The 18,124-nt window shown below is 37.0% G+C and carries 14 protein-coding genes; 11 read left to right on the top strand and 3 right to left on the bottom strand.

The genetic code is table 11. The annotated features are described in order from the left end of the window. Positions 1-231 precede the first annotated feature (231 nt). The 5 genes from F7731_RS21190 to F7731_RS26765 all read left to right on the top strand — a co-directional run bounded on the left by F7731_RS21190 (position 232) and on the right by F7731_RS26765 (position 5,835). Positions 232-1,098 (top strand): CAP domain-containing protein, encoded by an 867-nt coding sequence (locus F7731_RS21190; protein WP_151536801.1) that lies wholly within the window; start codon positions 232-234, stop codon positions 1,096-1,098. A gap of 288 nt (positions 1,099-1,386) precedes the next feature. Next, complete coding sequence (locus F7731_RS21195) at positions 1,387-2,607, top strand: ATP-grasp domain-containing protein (RefSeq protein WP_151536802.1); 1,221 nt, start codon at positions 1,387-1,389, stop codon at positions 2,605-2,607. Positions 2,608-2,806: 199 nt separating this feature from the next. Continuing rightward, positions 2,807-3,253, top strand: coding sequence for a CotY/CotZ family spore coat protein (locus tag F7731_RS21200; RefSeq protein WP_246197371.1), 447 nt, complete (start codon positions 2,807-2,809; stop codon positions 3,251-3,253). Positions 3,254-3,665: 412 nt separating this feature from the next. After that, entirely contained in the window at positions 3,666-4,796 is a 1,131-nt protein-coding gene (locus tag F7731_RS26760) for a YheC/YheD family endospore coat-associated protein (protein WP_212031226.1), read from the top strand. Continuing rightward, entirely contained in the window at positions 4,744-5,835 is a 1,092-nt protein-coding gene (locus F7731_RS26765; RefSeq protein ID WP_212031227.1) for a UDP-N-acetylmuramoyl-tripeptide--D-alanyl-D-alanine ligase, read from the top strand. Before F7731_RS26760 ends, F7731_RS26765 begins: the two co-directional genes overlap by 53 nt. A 177-nt stretch (positions 5,836-6,012) precedes the next feature. On the opposite strand, the gene F7731_RS21210 is transcribed toward F7731_RS26765, so the two are convergent. Beyond that, entirely contained in the window at positions 6,013-7,233 is a 1,221-nt protein-coding gene (locus tag F7731_RS21210) for an ATP-grasp domain-containing protein (protein WP_212031228.1), read from the bottom strand. Between the two features lie 287 nt (positions 7,234-7,520). On the opposite strand from F7731_RS21210, the gene F7731_RS21215 reads away from it, so the two are divergent. The 4 genes from F7731_RS21215 to F7731_RS21230 all read left to right on the top strand — a co-directional run bounded on the left by F7731_RS21215 (position 7,521) and on the right by F7731_RS21230 (position 11,160). Next, positions 7,521-7,985: a hypothetical protein gene (locus F7731_RS21215; protein WP_151536805.1), complete on the top strand. Its 465-nt coding sequence runs from the start codon at positions 7,521-7,523 to the stop codon at positions 7,983-7,985. 123 nt (positions 7,986-8,108) lie between these two features. Continuing rightward, entirely contained in the window at positions 8,109-9,422 is a 1,314-nt protein-coding gene (locus F7731_RS21220; protein WP_170289764.1) for a YheC/YheD family protein, read from the top strand. Between the two features lie 100 nt (positions 9,423-9,522). Further along, entirely contained in the window at positions 9,523-10,299 is a 777-nt protein-coding gene (locus F7731_RS21225) for a YheC/YheD family protein (RefSeq protein WP_170289765.1), read from the top strand. 84 nt (positions 10,300-10,383) lie between these two features. Next, positions 10,384-11,160, top strand: coding sequence for a YheC/YheD family protein (locus F7731_RS21230; RefSeq protein ID WP_151536808.1), 777 nt, complete (start codon positions 10,384-10,386; stop codon positions 11,158-11,160). A 129-nt stretch (positions 11,161-11,289) separates the two neighbouring features. On the opposite strand, the gene F7731_RS21235 is transcribed toward F7731_RS21230, so the two are convergent. Next, the gene (locus F7731_RS21235) at positions 11,290-12,630 is read right to left on the bottom strand and encodes a C40 family peptidase (protein WP_151536809.1); all 1,341 of its coding nucleotides are present in this window, start codon (positions 12,628-12,630) and stop codon (positions 11,290-11,292) included. 299 nt (positions 12,631-12,929) lie between these two features. On the opposite strand from F7731_RS21235, the gene F7731_RS21240 reads away from it, so the two are divergent. Continuing rightward, positions 12,930-14,210: a YheC/YheD family protein gene (locus F7731_RS21240; protein WP_170289766.1), complete on the top strand. Its 1,281-nt coding sequence runs from the start codon at positions 12,930-12,932 to the stop codon at positions 14,208-14,210. A 731-nt stretch (positions 14,211-14,941) separates the two neighbouring features. Further along, complete coding sequence (locus tag F7731_RS21245) at positions 14,942-16,360, top strand: exosporium glycoprotein BclB-related protein (RefSeq protein WP_151536811.1); 1,419 nt, start codon at positions 14,942-14,944, stop codon at positions 16,358-16,360. Between the two features lie 330 nt (positions 16,361-16,690). Here the strand turns inward: F7731_RS21245 and F7731_RS21250 are convergent, their stop codons facing one another. Then, positions 16,691-18,031 (bottom strand): YheC/YheD family endospore coat-associated protein, encoded by a 1,341-nt coding sequence (locus tag F7731_RS21250; protein WP_151536812.1) that lies wholly within the window; start codon positions 18,029-18,031, stop codon positions 16,691-16,693. Positions 18,032-18,124 lie beyond the last annotated feature (93 nt).

Consider the following 18,124-nt stretch of genomic DNA (forward strand, 5'->3'; position numbering starts at 1 on the left):
TTAAAAACCCGATTATTTTTTTCCAGCAATATTTTTAAAAGAAAAATTAAAAATAGTAAAGCAAGATATTTAATAAAGGAGGCATTTCAATTGATAAACAAGAAAATAGGTTTTTTCCTAACATCTCTCCTCACGTTAGGACTTGTAGCATGTACTAGCAATGTAAATGATGGGAATAATAGGAATAACGTGAATAAAAACGATCATAATCTTTCTAGTATGTCTACAACAATGTCCAGTGATAATTACCCTCATACAAGAGCGGTAGGAACCCAAGATGCAAAATTTGAATTTGTTCCAATAAACCCTGGGGAGAATGGGAATTTTAATGTAAACCCTGGGGAGAATGGGAATTTTAATGCGGACCTACCTCAACTTAACGATGGACAAGCACCATTACAGAGGCAAGATCGAACTAGCCAACAGTCTATTTTTCAGCAAGCACCAAACTGGCAACAAGGACAAGCTGTTCAGCCACCAGATTATTCACAAGCACAACCACAGCAACAAGCTCCTGTACAGAACGAGCAAACTCAAACGCAAACACCTGCACAGAACGAGCAAGCTCAAACACAAGCGCCTGCACAGAACGAGCAAGCTCAAACACAAGCACCTGCACAGAACAAGCAAGCTCAAACACAAGCACCTGCACAGAACAAGCAAGCTCAAACACAAGCACCTGCACAGAACAAGCAAGCTCAAACACAAGCACCTAAAAGTATTAGTCAGGATGCACAACAAGTTATTGATTTAACGAATGCAGAGCGCAGACAAAACGGACTGCCTGATTTAAAAGCAGATACTCAATTATGTGGTGTTGCGCAAAAGAAGTCAGATGACATGCAACAAAAAAATTACTTCTCACATACAAGTCCTACCTATGGTTCACCGTTCGATATGATGAGGGACTTTGGTGTAACATATACTAGTGCAGGTGAAAACATCGCACAAGGACAACCAACACCTCAAGAGGTCGTTCAAGCATGGATGAATAGTGAAGGTCACAAAAGGAACATTCTAAGTAATAGTTTTACCCATATCGGAGTAGGATTTGAGCAAAACGGTAAACACTGGACTCAAATGTTTATCAGCAAGTAACTAATAAAATAAGTCAATTCATTACATTACAAAAGTGGGGTCCTGAAATTTTTTAATTATTCACGACCCCATTACCTTTATTTCCCATATTCCAATATCTTATCAAATGCTGAATCCTTCTTATGAATTTAAATTAAATTTTTAGTTATTAAACACCGCTCTACAAATAATATTAAACCCTTCTGTGCCAGATTCTACATGTGTTCACAACTACTTGTATGAGTCTGACACCTCTTTTTATTTCTCAACATAAGATATTAGACCTTTTAAAGGCAGGAAGGTTGAATCATGAAAACAATTATCTTCATTGGAAGTAATCAGTTTGGAACGAGTAAAGAAGCCTTGTCTGTGGCGAGGGAAATGGGATACTGCGTCGTTCTATTTACTGACAAACGACAGCACCTCCAACATCATAAATTTCCGAATGTTGATCAAATCGTCTATTTCCATGATTTATTTGATGAAATACAGGTTTTAGAGGAACTTGAAGCCCTTAAAACGTCCGGGAAACAACTATGTGCCTGTGTAAGCTTTATCGATCCCTTTGTTTCTTATACAGCCCGGTTAGCAAAGAAGCTTGGATTGCTTCAGTTATCCGCTGACGCTTTAGCCATAATGGAAAATAAAATAAAAGTGAGGGATCAGTTAAAACACCTTCCCACCTCCCCTTTTTATACCGTATACGAATCACATACTTCTATTAAGGACTTCACAAAGAAGCATGAATTATCTGTTCCGTTAATTATTAAATCCCCAGTCTCCAACGGTTCAAAAGATGTTTTTCTAGCTGAAACGACTGATGAATTAAAGCAAACTCTTCAATCTTTACATGATCAAACTCCCGATCTTCCTATATTAATTGAAGAATATTTAAAAGGGCCCCAATACTTAGTTGAAGTGCTAGTACAAAACAGAAAAATTGAAATCGTCGGTGTCATTGAGCAAGAAACGACGTACGAAGATATATTTATCATCGTTGGCTATCAATTTCCAGCTCAATTAAAGGATGATGAATATACGAGTCTCATAATATCAGTTCATGACATTATTCAAAAGCTTGGGCTAAAAGACGGTTCCTGTCATTTAGAAATGAGAAATGTACATGGAGCATGGAAGTTGGTAGAGATTAATCCAAGAATGTCTGGCGGCGCCATGAATCGGATTATCGAAGAAGGTACAGGGATTAATCTTATAAAGGAAATATTGAAACAAAATGTTGGAGAGGAAGTCTCTTTGACAAAGACACGTGAGGTTCACGTCTACGCTAAATATTTAACGTTTGAAACAAGTGGAGAATTACTTTACGTGGCAGGCGAAGATCTCGCCTGGGAACATGATGGGGTCAAATATGTGTATGTTAAACCTTTATTAGGTAAAATCGTCACCGCTCCTTACTCAATGGGTCAGCGCTATGCTTGTGTGATTGCAGCGGGAAATTCCCCTGAAAATGCCAAAGCTACGGCGATATCCGCTGCCCAGGAACTGAAGTTTTACCTAGAGCCTTTTTAATTACTCCTACCAAAATCTGTGGGGATCTTTCGACAAATGGGGACGTGTCGCTCCAAGCTCCCGTCTTACAGCCCAGCATCTGCATAATTGGGTTCATTGGACAGGTCTATATTCGTTTTCTATCCGCACAATCCCCATTTACTTACAATATTATAATAGCAAAAGGACAGACGGGGGGAGGAAAGCTAAGTTGAACGATATGGAGCTGGAACATAGTCACTGTATATGTGAAGCACTCATTGAATTAAAAACCTTACAAGATATCTTAATCAATTCCTCAACCAAATATTTTGGGCCGCTACTATCCAAAATTGCCGGTGTCGATACGATCCCCTTCCTATTATTAAAAAAGGATGGATTATTATCACATCTACTTCTAGATATAAATGAGAAAAACGGAAAACGCGAGTGCATTGAGTCCAACTTTTTTCGCATCGAATCCATAGATAAGGAAAATTGTGTTGCGATTGTTTCGATCCTGCGTCCTTTTGATATTAAAGGGAATCATACAAACTCTATAGGTAAGGTCATGAGATTAATCAAAACACCCGCTCGTAAAGAAGTTCATTTATCTTCTATTTGTGCTATTCAAGTTCTCGATACCGAATTATTGAAAAGAAGAATTGTCATTGAGCCAAAATGGTAAATAGAAAAGCGGAGAGCACCTGCTTATCGGCGACAAGCATAAGACGAGCAGGCGAGAAGGTTGTACTTTACCTTCTTGACTGATTGGCTTATGACCTCCGACGTATAGGACGTACTAGTGCCGACGTTGCCACAAGGACGTGGCGTACTTAGTCGGCGAGCCGATGGTGCTCGGAGCTAGACATGATTCATGCCTTAGTTAAAGCTAAGGCATTTTTTATTTTCTCCAGAAATCCAAATTCGAGTAAAGTGCCTCCTTTCACATCTCCCTTTTTTAACCCAACTTTTAAAATATCAATATAACTAAACGATTGTCCATTTCAAAAACTTGGCTTATTGAATGTAATATTAGTAAATGAATTTCATATGAAATTTACTCAGTAAATAACAAATAAAATAAAGGAGTCTAACCTATGACATTAATAGGAATGTTACACCATCGTAAGGATCCCAGAACTGTCATAAAAACATATGCTTTTGCAGCGGTTGCTAAAGCTGAAGGTGCCAATTTTTTTTACTTTTCTCCTGGTACCGTCAATCTAAACAATCGGTCAATTAAGGGAAAAGTTTATGAAAATGGCTCATGGGTAGATAAAACAATGCCCTTTCCTGATGTCATTTATAATGCTGGTAATCCAATCAAATTGGCCAAATCTCAAAGAGTGATTGATAAATTGAAGGAAACGATCCCCTTTACGACTAATTCCATCGGTAACAAGTGGAGTGTGAATGAACGCTTAAAAAAAGGGAAAGAGTTTGCTCATTACTTAGTCCCTTCTGAAAAAATTGTAAAAAATACGGAGAGTTTCTTTAATTATGTTTCAGCCTTTGAACATGTTGTCTTTAAACCCTTTGATGGCAGAAAGGGAAAAGGAATCTTATTTATTTCTAAGAAAAATGGTGGTTTTCATGTAACAAAGGATTCAAATAGCGGTTATTATTCAAACATTCAATTGAACGAACTTATTAAAGAAAGGCTTTCAACTGGAACTTTCATTATGCAGCCATATATACAATCCGTTACTAAATCTGGGCAAGCTTATGATTTCAGACTTCATGTTCAAAAAAATGGGGAAGGCAAATGGGTCATAACCTCGATTTATCCACGGATTGCTCCAGAGGGGTCAAAAATTTCCAATATCAATAATGGTGGTTATACCAATTATTTAGACCCATTTTTGCAACAAGAATTTAAAGATGACGCTATGAATATGAAGCGAAAACTTGAACATTTTTCATTGTCCCTAGCCGAACATTTGGATGAGCTGCAGATGATTCTATATGCAGAAGTAATTGATGAGATTGGGATCGACATTGGATTAGACGCGAACCAAAAAATTTGGATCTATGAGGTAAACTGGCTTCCAGGATGTCCACCCACATTTTATTTAGAGATGGACGTGGTGATCAATTCGATTAGGTATGCAATGTACCTAGCGAAGAACACAAAAGCAATAAAAGCTCAAATAAAGGAATTGAGGGAGAGAAAAAATGACAAAAAGAAAGAACGTCCCCATTATAGCAATAACGGGCAGCGCAGGTAAAACGACGACTAAAGCGTTTTTGGCCTCTATCTTAGCAAAAAAGTGGAATACCTTTGAATCAAGGGATTATTGGAATACTACAGAACATACAAAAACTCACGCTGCTGAAATCAACAAAACCCATGAAGCTGTTGTCTTGGAATATGGAATGGCCTCCCCAGGTACCATAACTGAACATTGCCGCATTATAAAACCTAATATTAGTATTGTGACAAACGTTGGACTTGCACATGTAGGGTATTTCGATAGTGATATTAAAAAAATTGCAAAAGCCAAATCCGAGTTAATCCACGGAATGGATCAAAAGGGCATTCTAATCCTTAACAAGGATGACCTTAATTCAAAATACTTGGAGACGCAAAAATTCAAAGGAAAAATCATGACAATTGGCATTAAATCGGATGCTAACTACAAAGCGTACGATGTTAAATACACGGATAACGGAATGAATTTCAAGATGAAACTTCAAGGAATTGAAGTAAAGCTGTTCATCCCTACTTTCGGAGAGCATCATGTGTATAATGCTCTTAACGCCATTGCTGTAGCAGATTACTTAGGTTTAACGCCAATGGAGATTAAAGAAGGACTCATATTCAGAAAGCCGCCAAGAAGATTGACGATTTATCGTCAGCAAAACAATATTGTCATTATCGATGATACCGTTCATTCCCATCCAGAAGGTGTTAAAGCGGCCATTGATGTACTCTCAAATATCGGAAAACATAGAAAAATAGCCGTTTTAGGAGAAATAAGAGCATTAGGGAACTTAAGAGAGACAGAATATCGTAAAATAGGAGAACATGTTTATGAAAAAGGAATTGACATTTTGATCACTTATGGGGATAAAACAGATGTAATGGGCAATCAAGCTAAAACAAAGGGATTTCCCCCTAACAAAGTACACCATTTCGACGATAGAGACCAATTGCATGCGTTTCTAAATGAGATTATTCAAAAGAATGACACGATATTGGTTAAAGGAGCTAGTAGAGCAAACATGTATGAAACGGTTAGATATTTAAAGAAGAAATTTAAATAATTAATCAAGTCTTAAAGGATGACTCAATGAGTCATCCTTTTTTTGCTATTAAGGAAATTATAAAATACTATGATGTGTATAACTTTGTGAATCATTTGTTTGCGCATTTGTTCTATTTTTAGGCATGTACACAAAAATGACCTTGGAGCTAATCCAGGGTCATTTTTATGAATGGTATTATTCCTTTGCTTGGTGAAATGTAATCTCGTTTGCAGCACTTTTTGCAAACTTCTTCGCTTCTTCCATACTTGCCCCAGATGCCATTACATAGGCATATCGATCCCCCATTGATAGTGGTGGAGTTAACAACGTTCCTTTTTTTGGCTTCACATATACTCCAACTACTCCTGGAGATCTCCTAGCCCTCCCCTTTCCTGTAACTCTTTCTAAGATTCCTTTTCTCGAAACGATGAGGAATTGGGTGAATACATATTTCTTATGTTTGGGGATGACGGAAGGGCTTCCACCTAATTGTAATTTTAGTGTTTCTTCTACTAAACTAAATCCAAAAGCAGCTTGTATCATTTTATTCATTGCGCTGCCAGATATCCTCGGATTTATTTCAATGAGTTTCCAACCACTTTTGGAAAGTCTTAATTCTAGATGAAGGGCGCCATTTTTTATTCCGAATTGTTCAATGACAGAGTGCAGGACCCCTTCAATTCCTTTCTTTATATCATTAGGAACATTCGCAAGTACACCATAGCCTGTAATAATAAATCTTTTCCCCTTCGTAATTTCCTGTTCAATAACGCCTGCGGTCATGATCCTATTATTGTGAACAAGTGCCTCGACTAGATATTGGTCCCCATCAATATACTCTTCAATAATAATTGCCCCATCCGGGTATTTTTCCCTAAACATGAATATATGCTTTTTTAATTGCTCCTCTTTTTTTGCTAACAGTACGTCTTTAGAACCAGTTGATTTTGGCGATTTGACCATTAAAGGAAAATGTAGCTTCGAAATGATCTTTTCAAAAGAGATCGTCTCACCTGGTTTGATAACAATATATTTAGGTGTGTATGGTTGATTCTTAAGAATTGACCTTGTTTCCTCCTTATCACTCATCAATTGAATGGCATTAGACGAAAAATAGTTCTTACAAAATTCATCACAAAGAACGGAAGCACTATAAACATATGAATTAACAAAACTGACAATCATCTTTATGTCCATCCCTTTTGACAGTAATTTGTTAATTTGTTCTTTCATTTCGGAAAGATTATCCGTATCAACAAAAATCATTTCATGTACATCTGTGTACTCTCCCCTTTGTTTCCATTGCTTTAAGTTTTTTGTGAAAACAACCGTAAAGAAACCTAGGCGTTTAGCTTCCGTTATGGCTTCTCTACTTGAACCAGACTTATTTGTGCCAATAAAAATGATCGTTTTCAATAGGCCCACTCCTACTACAATTTATTTAAAATCATCTCGATATATATATTTATGAAACTTACTCAAATTTGTATGGTTATCTATACTATACAAGCCAATTTATTATATAAAAGCTGCTTTAGCTTAGAATCTAACTGAATAGCCTACAAGGGAATTATTGAATTGGCAGCAAATTTTCTGAAGGAACAGTAAAAGTAAAAATGCCATTAAACTTGGACAAACACTGTGCCACTTCTCTTAAATCATTAATAAACTACATTATTCCAAATAGAAAGGGGGGATAATAAATGGGTGTAATTTGTCCTTGTGGAGTTTTAGTTCACAACCCTGAAAGTGTTTCAGATGAAGCTGTTTCAAATAATAATAATGTTAAATTCGAGGGACAAACAGGAACAGTAAGAGGAAGTTTGTTTTACAAGGCGGATGTTTGTGTCACTACACTAGCAAATTCAACTCTCTCTTTAAGATTCGTAGAAAACGCCACACCTCCTGGAACGAACAACTTCACGTTTACAGCAACCAACATTACTTCTGTTGTGTGTAAGCAGGAAGGCCAAAACTGCAGCATCACTGTAACAGGTACTGGGACAGTCAGTGGTCAAGTAGGAACATTTGCTTTTGAAGCAACCTTTAGAGATGTAGTTGGGCGAGACAATGTTCAAAGTTTTGTAATTACAGGTTTCTTTAATCAAACTGGCGCCGCTCCTATTGATCAAGGGTCCATTGAAGCTCGAGGCTGTCAAGAATTGTAATAGCCTTGGAACTCTCGACAATCATGTCGGGAGTTTTTTCTAGCCCTTAGTTGCCTAAACATCCAAGAAAATACTCTTAAGCTGAATATAATAATGAATAAAATATTTAGGGAGATGGGAACATTGAAGCTAAGCAAAAGTCGAATAAGTCAATATAGAATATTAAATTCAGATGACAGCTTCTCTAAGTACCTTTTAGAAACTGCACGCTTTACCGAAGCATCATTATTCACATTTTTAGAAAAGTATAAGAAGATTGTCATTAAACCTGCATTTGGCATGGGTGAAATCTTTGTTTCCACTGAAAACAATAAGTTTAAGGTCCTCTCAGAGATGAATAGAGCTATATTGATGGATAAAGAAGAACTTTATGAGTATATCAGTATGAATGAATTGAAACATAAACATCATATTATTCAGCCATCAAGACAAAACTCCGGTTTTTTCCAAAGCCCCTTTCACTATTATATTACCGTTCACCGAAAATCACCTACAGCAGAGTGGCTCTATATATCTAGTACGGAGAAATATAGCACTCTCTCCGATAAGTACTTTTATATGTTTTTTATCAAAAAAATGAAGAAAATATCCATACTTGCAGCAAAAAAACTAGGGGAATCCTTTCCTGATTGTCATACCGTTGTAATTGATATCACATATGATCTGAAAGGGCGGATATGGATTCAAGATACGATGCTGCATTTTCAAAAAAGTAAATGGAGTCAGTTTCAAATACTCTCTTCAAATTATTCAATCTCTCCATTTGTACCGCAAACGAACTTACTTACAAAAGCCACCTTTAATGAATACCTTAATAATTATAATAATATTGTCATTAAGCCTTGTGTTGGCAAACATGGATCAGGAATTATAAAAATTACTAAGACAGATCCTATTACCTATGAAATCCACACAGTAAGAACAAAGCAGACAAAACCTAGCATAGATGAAACCTTTGATTTTATTCATACAATATATTTTTCAAAGCCTCATCTTGTTCAGGAAGGATTGCCTTTATTGGAAATAAACGGATGCCCATTAGATGTTAGGGTCATTACCCAGAAGGTGGATTCATCCTGGAAAGTAACCGGAAAAATTGTAAAGGTTGCTGGTAACGGCTTCTTTATTACCAATGCATCCCAGAAGCTATTAAACCTTAATCAAGCACTTCAAAGTTCAAACTTATCAATGACAAATAGTGAACAATTAGAATATGAAATAGACAGTATCTGTATTTCTGCAAGCAAGCTGTTCGAGGAAAACCATCCTGATATTCATATAATTGGGTTTGACATTGGGATTAGCCCCCAAGGGGATATTTGGATTATTGAAGGAAACTATAGACCAGACCTAGCCATGTTTTTGGATCTAGAGGATAAAGATACGTATATGTATATAAGGAAGATCATTAAGAGTCGAACAAAGCCTACTGACTAAATATAAAAAAGATAATTTTACTATTTCACTTACCCAATCCGAATTACTGTTATATCCATACAATAAGTGTAAACCATAACAGATAAATGAGGTGTATGTATTGAAGGAACGACTTGGAAAATGGAGGCAATATTCCTTATTAAATAAACATCCCATACTCAATAAATACATTCCCGAAACAAAGCTATTTACAATTAAAAACCTATCTAAGTTACTGGAACGTTATGAATCTGTCTATTTAAAAAATGATAGAGGCGGGCAAGGGAAAGGGATTTTTAAAGTAAATAAAAGGAAAGATGGGCTCTACTGTTTTAATGGCTATACCCTCAGTGGAGAAAAAATACAAAAGAAGGTCGTCAATATTAAGGATTTCCACCCGGTACTACATCCAATTAAAAGATTTGGTGGATATATTGTTCAGGAGGGTATCAAGAGCTTGACTCCAGATGGGTATCCGCTAATCATTCGAGTTCATATTCAGGCTCTTAAAGGAAAATGGCTCATAGGCGGAATGTACGGAAAGATTGCAACGGGAGAAACAATGGAAAATGGTGTGATTAATAGAAACCGTGGAGCTCAAGTTATGTCAATAGATGAACTGTTAACGGTACATTTGAAGATGGATGAAAAAGAAAAGAATAAACTTATTAAAAGTATAAAGAAAACCTCCATTTTAGCAACTGAAGTGGTTGCGCCAGCAGTTCCACGTATAGAATATGGAATTGATATCGGTATCAATCAAAACGGAAATCCGATTATATTTGAAATAAATACAAGCCCAGGAGTTGGCCCTTATTCCAAGATTGAAAATGGGGAAATGGGGAAACGAATTAAAGCTATTCGGAAAATGCACCTAGAAGATTTAAGCAACATGTAGGCTGCTGTTATGGTTCGATTCCAATAAAGAAAGTCGTGCGATGTATATGCTGTCGAACCGTTACAATACAAATGAGGTGAATTGATGAAGAATCAACTAAGAAAATGGAAGCAAAATATGCTGTTAAGTCAACATCCCTTAATCTCAAAATGCATTCCCGAAACAAAGCTCTATACGATCGAAAACCTATCAGATTTACTAGAACGTTATGAATATGTCTATTTAAAAAATGATAGAGGTGGTCGAGGGAAAGGGATTTATCAAGTCTTTAAAAGTAACGAAGGGCGCTACTGTTTTAACGGCTACACTCTATATGGTAATAAAATACAAAGAAATGTCGCCACGATTGAAGATTTTCACCCAGTACTACATCCGATTAAGAAATATGGGGGATATATTGTTCAGGAGGGCATCCAGAGCTTGACTCTGGATGGATATCCGCTATCCATTCGAGTTCACGTTCAGACACTTAAGGGAAAATGGCTTATTGGAGGAATGTATGGAAAGATTGCAACGGGAGAGACATTGGAAAATGGAATCATTAATAGCAACATTGGAGCTCAAGTGATGACGATCGATGAATTGTTATCGGTACATTTGGAGATGGATGAAACAGAGAAGAAAAAACTAGTTAATCGTATTAAGGAAATATCCATATTAGCTACTGAAGTGGTTGCATCAGAAGTTCCACGTATAGAATATGGAATTGATTTTGGTATTAGTCAAAGCGGGGATCCGATTATATTTGAAATAAATACAAGTCCAGGAGTCGGCAATTTTTCCAAGATTGAAAATGGGAAAATGCGGAAACGAATAAAAGCTATTCGGGATATGCACCTAGAAGATTTAAGCAACATGTAGGTAGAATTTATGTTTCCGATCCCAAAAAGAACAAAGAGGCATTCGTAGCTATTTCGCAAACGAATGCCTTCTTTTCATTTTTCCTTAAAGGTATGTACAATTTAGAAACCAACCGAGTATTTCATTCGATTAGAGTACACGCTTAGCTGTCACAAAGTTACTTTTAGACCAATTAGATTCTAAGCTTTCTTTCACAACTGAACCTGAGTCAGATAAATACACATATTCATTATTTCCAATATAAATGGCGGCATACTTAATGGTGCTTCCCCCGCTTTGCTTTAGGAAAATAAGGTCACCCTTTTGCAATTTATCTTTTGGAACCTGTACACCTTTCTCTGATTGCTGTTTGGCTACTTTTGTTTTCAGATCTACACCATGTTGTTTAAAAATGTAATAAGTGAAGCCTGCATTTGTGAAGGTTAAAGATTTTTCATCGTACACATTTAATTGATGTTTCACATTATTCATTATGCTTAATGTATAGTCTACAATCTTATCTTCTGTTTTAGATATAACTGGTGGCTGAACGATTTTGTTTTCATCTTTAAAAACGCGCTTTGCCGTAATATAACGCTGATCATAATAATCAGATAAAAGGACTCTCGAACTAATTCCTTCTGAACTTAGAACAAGTATACGATGTTCCCCTGTGTAAATCGCTACTCTTGAAGGTGTACTCGACCCTACAGAAGTGCTAAAGAAAATCAAATCGCCTTTTTGTAAGTCTTTCCGTGCTACCTTTTCACCTAAGTTCATCAAATCTTTGACATAGTTTCCTTTTAAGTCAGCACCATTTTTTCCATAAACGTATTTTACGAATCCAGTACTTGTAAATTGCATTGCTTTTTCGTTATTAGTATTGCCCATTGTCACTTTATTCATTAAATTGTAGGAAAGTTCAGCAATGTTATCTCCTTTTGTTGCTGGGTTTGAAGGAAGTAAAGCAGGGATTACTCTTCTCGCCGTCATATAATTATCTCGATAATAGGATGTGCTATCTAGATCAGAAATAACAACATCTAGTTCTGTGTTTGCCATATGTATAATTTTATTCTCTCCAATATACAACCCTACATGATTTGGGTTTTTTGATGATGGGTTATTTCTGAAGAAAACTAAGTCGCCTTTTTGCAATTGATTTCTCGGAACGTATGTCCCTTGGTGAACCATATAAGCTTCATCACGATTACCTAGATCTAAACCATTTCTTTCAAAAATATACGCGATGAACGAAGCACATCTAAACTGGAGTGTTTCATCGTTGTATTTTGAGGCATATGTTGCTTTTCCTATTAAACTCTTAGCGAGATTAATTATGTCATCTGCCTTTTTCTCAACCACGTTTTGGCTCTGCTGTGTGATTGTTGCTGCTGAGACTGTGACTGGATCCATCATGATCGGGGCTGTCGCAAAAGTACTTAATCCAATCGTGAGTGCTAATGTAGTTGTAACTAGACGCTTGTTCATTTTTATCCTCCTAATGTAGTTATTATTCTCGAATACCAATTTTATCATATAGGGAAATTGGCATCCGTGGTAAAACTTAACATTATTCGACATAACCCTTCGAGACCTAGACATTATTGGGTTATGGGTAATCTTATAATTTCATTACAAGTGTTACATCAGATATTCATTGCTACTTTTCAATATTTGTGTAACAAAGGCAATAGAAGGATTGGCCCGCTAAAGTTACCAAAATATCCAAGGGAAATTCCACCAACCGAATAGAATATAACAAGAAAAATTTAAGGGAGCTGATAACGTTGACGGCCAGTAACAGCCGAATTGTCCAATATAACATCTTAAAGTCCGAAGAAAGCTTATCAAAGCATTTGTTAGAAACAGAACTATTTTCGGAAACGACCTTGTTCAAGTTTTTAGAAAAATATGCAACAGTTGTTATTAAACCGGTATTTGGTATTGAAGAGATTTGTGTTTCCTTTGAAAATAATACGTTTCAAATTACATCAAAGCATAATGTCACTACAGCAATTGTTAAAGAGGATCTATATCATCATCTAGTGTGCAATGAAATAAAAAAGAAAACTAATATAATCCAACCCCAAAAACTTCAAAGCCCTTTCCAATATTACATCACCGTTCACCGGAAATCAGCTTCCACTGAATGGTCTTTTAAATCTATAACGAAGAAATATCATTCTTTTTTTGGCAAACTAATATATTTGTATTTGGTTCAAAAGATCAAGAAGGTAGTCATTCGAGCAGCACAAAAACTCGGGGAATCCAACATAGATTGTAATACAATTGTATTCGACATCTTATTTCAAGATGGAGAGGTATGGATTAAAGATATAGTGCTGCATAAACGTAATAGTAAATGGAGCCAATATCAGGTATTTAACACATTATTTGCTCTTTCCCCTTATGTACCTGAGACGGAGTTATTGACTGAATTTACTTTGAAGAAATTTCTTAACAAGTATAACGAAGTAATAATAAAACCTTGTATTGGCCGAAATGGTTTAGGTATTGTAAAGGTTTCTAAAATAGATCCCTTAACTTACGAAATCCATTCTGATAGAAAGAAAATGACGAGATCTAATTTTGATGAAGTCTATCGTTATATTAAAGAAAAGTATCTTTCTCAGAAGTATTATCTTGTTCAACACAAATTGCCATTAGCCATGATAAACGACTGCCCATTAGATGTTAGAGTCATTACGCAAAAATGCAATTCTGAATGGATTGTAACTGGAAAGCTTGTTAAAGTCGCCGCTCGGGAATTTTTCATTACTAACGCGGTCCAAAAACTGCTAACACTAGAAGAAGCAATCAGAGACCTAAACATCTCACATTTAACGATCAACGAGTTTGAACCGAAAATCGACAAGATATGCATCACTGCTGCTAAGCAGCTTGAAGTTCACAATCCTGAAATTCATATCATTGGGTTTGATATTGGGTTTACTCATGAGGAAGTCATCTGGATAATTGAAGGAAATTACAAGCCCGACCTCTCTATGTTTAATATGCTGGAAGATAAAACAGTTTATAAAAATATAAAGAAAGCAAAGAGAAAGTAAAAGATTCTTCCCTTCTAATTAGGAGGGCATTTTTGATAAATGGTTCTACTTCAAGTAATCGTAAGTTTCATTCTTTCCATTTAAATTCCTTTTTTATATCCAATATGAATCTCTAATTTCACATCTGGTAAAGAAGATAATTGGATAACCCTCTTCCTTGATAGCCCCTACAAGGCTTGATCAAGATTTGGCTGCATTCCCCCCAATATCTTCCATAGAGAATCTTTAGTTTATAATTTTGTATTAGGCAAATGCCTAGAAAGTTCTTCTTCACGTGCCATCAATTTATGTTTTGTCCATTTCCAAACAGATAAGCTCAAGTATGTTCTCCTTTTTATATTATTGAGATGCTGTAAAAAATCTTCCTCCGCCGGTGTTACTATTCTATTTCTCAGGGATCATTTTCTTGTACCTTTTCCCAAAAAGCATACTTAAATTATGAATAATTCTACTATGTACTTAACTATTTTCAGAAGAAATAGGGTTACAACTAGTCCAACGTGTGGAAATTTTAATATACATATAAGTATGAAACGAAAGGAGGAGAATAATGAAAATTCTTTAATCAAGCTTGCTTATTGGTTTTGATTGTACCGGGGCTCAATCAACTTCCCTAACTGGTAATAATAATGTGACACTGTTGGGAGGCATTAATGAACACCCAACATCCGAATAAGATCTTACTAGTATTGCGTCATACACTATAAACGGAAGAAAGGAAATGATATTTTATGGGAAAAGTAATTCCTGGACCTCCTGGACCTCCTGGCCCAGAAGGTCCACAGGGACCAAAAGGAGATAAAGGAGATCCGGGCAAAGACGGCATTAACGGCGCTCAAGGGCCTAAAGGGGACAAGGGTGACAAAGGCGATCCGGGCAATCACGGCAACGATGGCGCCCAAGGGCCGAAAGGCGACAAGGGCGATAACGGCAACGATGGCGCTCAAGGGCCTAAAGGCGACAAGGGCGACAAAGGCGATAACGGCAACGACGGCGCTCAAGGGCCGAAAGGCGATAAGGGCGACAAAGGCGATAACGGCAACGACGGCACTCAAGGGCCTAAAGGCGATAAGGGCGACAAAGGCGATAATGGCAACGATGGCGCTCAAGGGCCTAAAGGCGATAAGGGCGACAAAGGCGATAACGGCAACGACGGCGCTCAAGGGACTAAAGGCGATAAGGGCGACAAAGGCGATAATGGCAACGATGGCGCTCAAGGGCCTAAAGGCGACAAGGGCGACAAAGGCGATAAGGGCAACGATGGCGCTCAAGGGCCTAAAGGCGACAAGGGCGACAAAGGCGATAATGGCAACGATGGCGCTCAAGGACCTAAAGGCGACAAGGGCGACAAGGGCGACAAAGGCGATAACGGCAACGATGGCGCTCAAGGACCTAAAGGCGACAAGGGCGACAAGGGCGACAAAGGCGACAAAGGCGATAACGGCAACGATGGCGCTCAAGGACCTAAAGGCGACAAGGGCGATAAAGGCGATACTGGAAACGTTGGCGCTCAAGGGCTTAAAGGCGACAAGGGCGATAAAGGTGATACTGGAAACGTTGGCGCTCAAGGACCTAAAGGCGATAACGGCAACAATGGCGCTCAAGGACCTAAAGGCGACAAGGGCGACAAAGGCGATCCTGGGGTTTCGGGATCAATCATCCCATTTGCATCTGGAGCTACAGCGGCAGTACTAACGACTACAGCTCTTGGGGCAATAGGCACAACTAGCTTAATAGGTTTCGGAAATTCTGTTACAGGTATTTCGCTTCAAGGGAATAATATCCAAATTTCAGGGCTCCCTAACTTTGCGTTTTCAGTACCTCGTGACGGAAACATTACGGCAATATCCGGATTTTTTACTAATACACTTCAAGTTAATGTCATGGGTGCCAACGGAACGATTACAGCTCGAATATATCGTGCTACTGGTAATAGCGATATCTATCAGCCAACTAACGCTTTTGTATCGCTAACTCCAACTTTATCTGGAAATATTAAAGTTGGTGATAGTTTCCAAGGTGTTTCAAGTGGCTTATCAGTCGCTATAAATGCCGGAGACCGTTTACTTTTAGTATTTTCTTTAACCACTACTGGTACAGTAGTAACGACAATTACAGGTACTGCAAGCGCTGGTATTTCAATTAATTAATTTGAAGTCTCGATAATAATTTCACCCATGAAAATATCGAAATCATTGGTTTGTTTCGACAAAATCCGAGCAGTAACAGGCACTATTTTAAGTAATTAGAAGGATCCTATTATATTTGAAATAAATACAAGCCCTGGAATCGGCAATTTCTCCAAGATTGGGGATGGGGGAAAGCGGATTAAAGCGATCAGGAGAATGGACCTAGATGAGCAATTTGGCATTTAGACATATATTTCTAATATTAATCTAATCAGGATCTTTCAAATAGAGAAAGAAGCATTCGTAGCAATTTCGCAAACGAGTGCTTCTTTTGATTTTTCCTATATCGCTTCATTCCAAACTATCCCTGAAACCTGCTACCCACTTTGAATAGTGTAACGGGGCTGCTAGCGTATGGTAATAAAGCTGAAAATCATTTGCATCAAGGGCAATGCTCATATCTGGATACCGATTATTTATTTCAATAATCCAGAGGTTTTTATCTTCATCCATACCAATATCAACACCTAAATATGCTAAATGAATCCCTTTATCCTCTAAAAATTCACAACATAAAATAGATATTTGCTCCATTTCTTTATACTTTTTTAAAGCCTCATAAAAATCATTGTTATAAATTCCAACTAAAGTATCCCAAGTTTTCTCCGCTGAACCTCCGCTTGATATGTTGCTGACTATACTTTTTTTAACCCCATACCTCGTTATCATACCAGGGACAACCCAGGATCCGTATTGGTCTTTAACAACAATCACCCGAAAATCTATTATCCGATCATTAGATTTAAGTAAGGGGATCCTTTTCTGAAAAATATATTTTTTTAGATCCAATTCCGCCACCAAATATTTTTTCACCGCATCCCAGTTATCTAAAATCGTGGTCATGTTTAATTCATTTAACCGGTAATTTAATTTATATTTTTGCCTGTTTTTCTCCAACTGATAAATTCCCTTTCCCTGACTTCCTGAAATAGGTTTTAAGTAGATACATCCGCTTTCGTCAATTAGCTTCTTTACTTCCTGCAGATTCACCGCTAAACCAGTCTCTGGCAAGCTTCGGCATAATTTATCATTCTTAGAAAGCCATTGCCACATTTCCCATTTATTGAAAACATAGGAGTTAAAGTATTTAGATCCGACTAAATTCTGTAATATCATCCTGTCAGCTTCCTTTAATGTCTTCCGGCAAAATAAAACTGAAGGAAATGGAAAAGTCCCTCTCGTAAATTCATTTTTAATTGGATTATAGGCAAAACCATTAACAATCTTGTTCTGTTCGTCAATCCCATCAGAATTTACCAATAAAATGAGACCGTTTATATGCTGGTAATCAATAAAATATTTTTTAAAATAATTTATATTGCTCCTTGTCATTTCATTAACTTTCCATTTGATATAAAGCCCGATAATAGGACCGATTAATAATGTCTTTTCCTCGACTATTATTTCATAATCAATAGAATTCGGTAGCGAAAAACCTGCTAGAAGGTCAGCTGATATATGAATAACCGCTTTATCTTGCTTATGCTTTCTTAAGTTTACTGCAGTTTTTTCTATAATCCCTATTTTTACATTAATCACCTGAAGCTTAGAAATTGATAGTTTTTCTAAAACAGTCGAATGAAGTGAGATTGAATGGCTAGATCTGTGATCAGTTTTGATGGTAAACTTCATCTAATCCCTCCCTCTTAAGCGTAATAAGCGTAATAAGAATAATTTCTTCTTTCGCATTGAAAAGATTATCCTCATCAATAAAATGATCGTTTT

Source organism: Cytobacillus depressus (assembly GCF_008923245.1).
GTDB lineage: Bacteria > Bacillota > Bacilli > Bacillales > Cytobacillaceae > Cytobacillus > Cytobacillus depressus.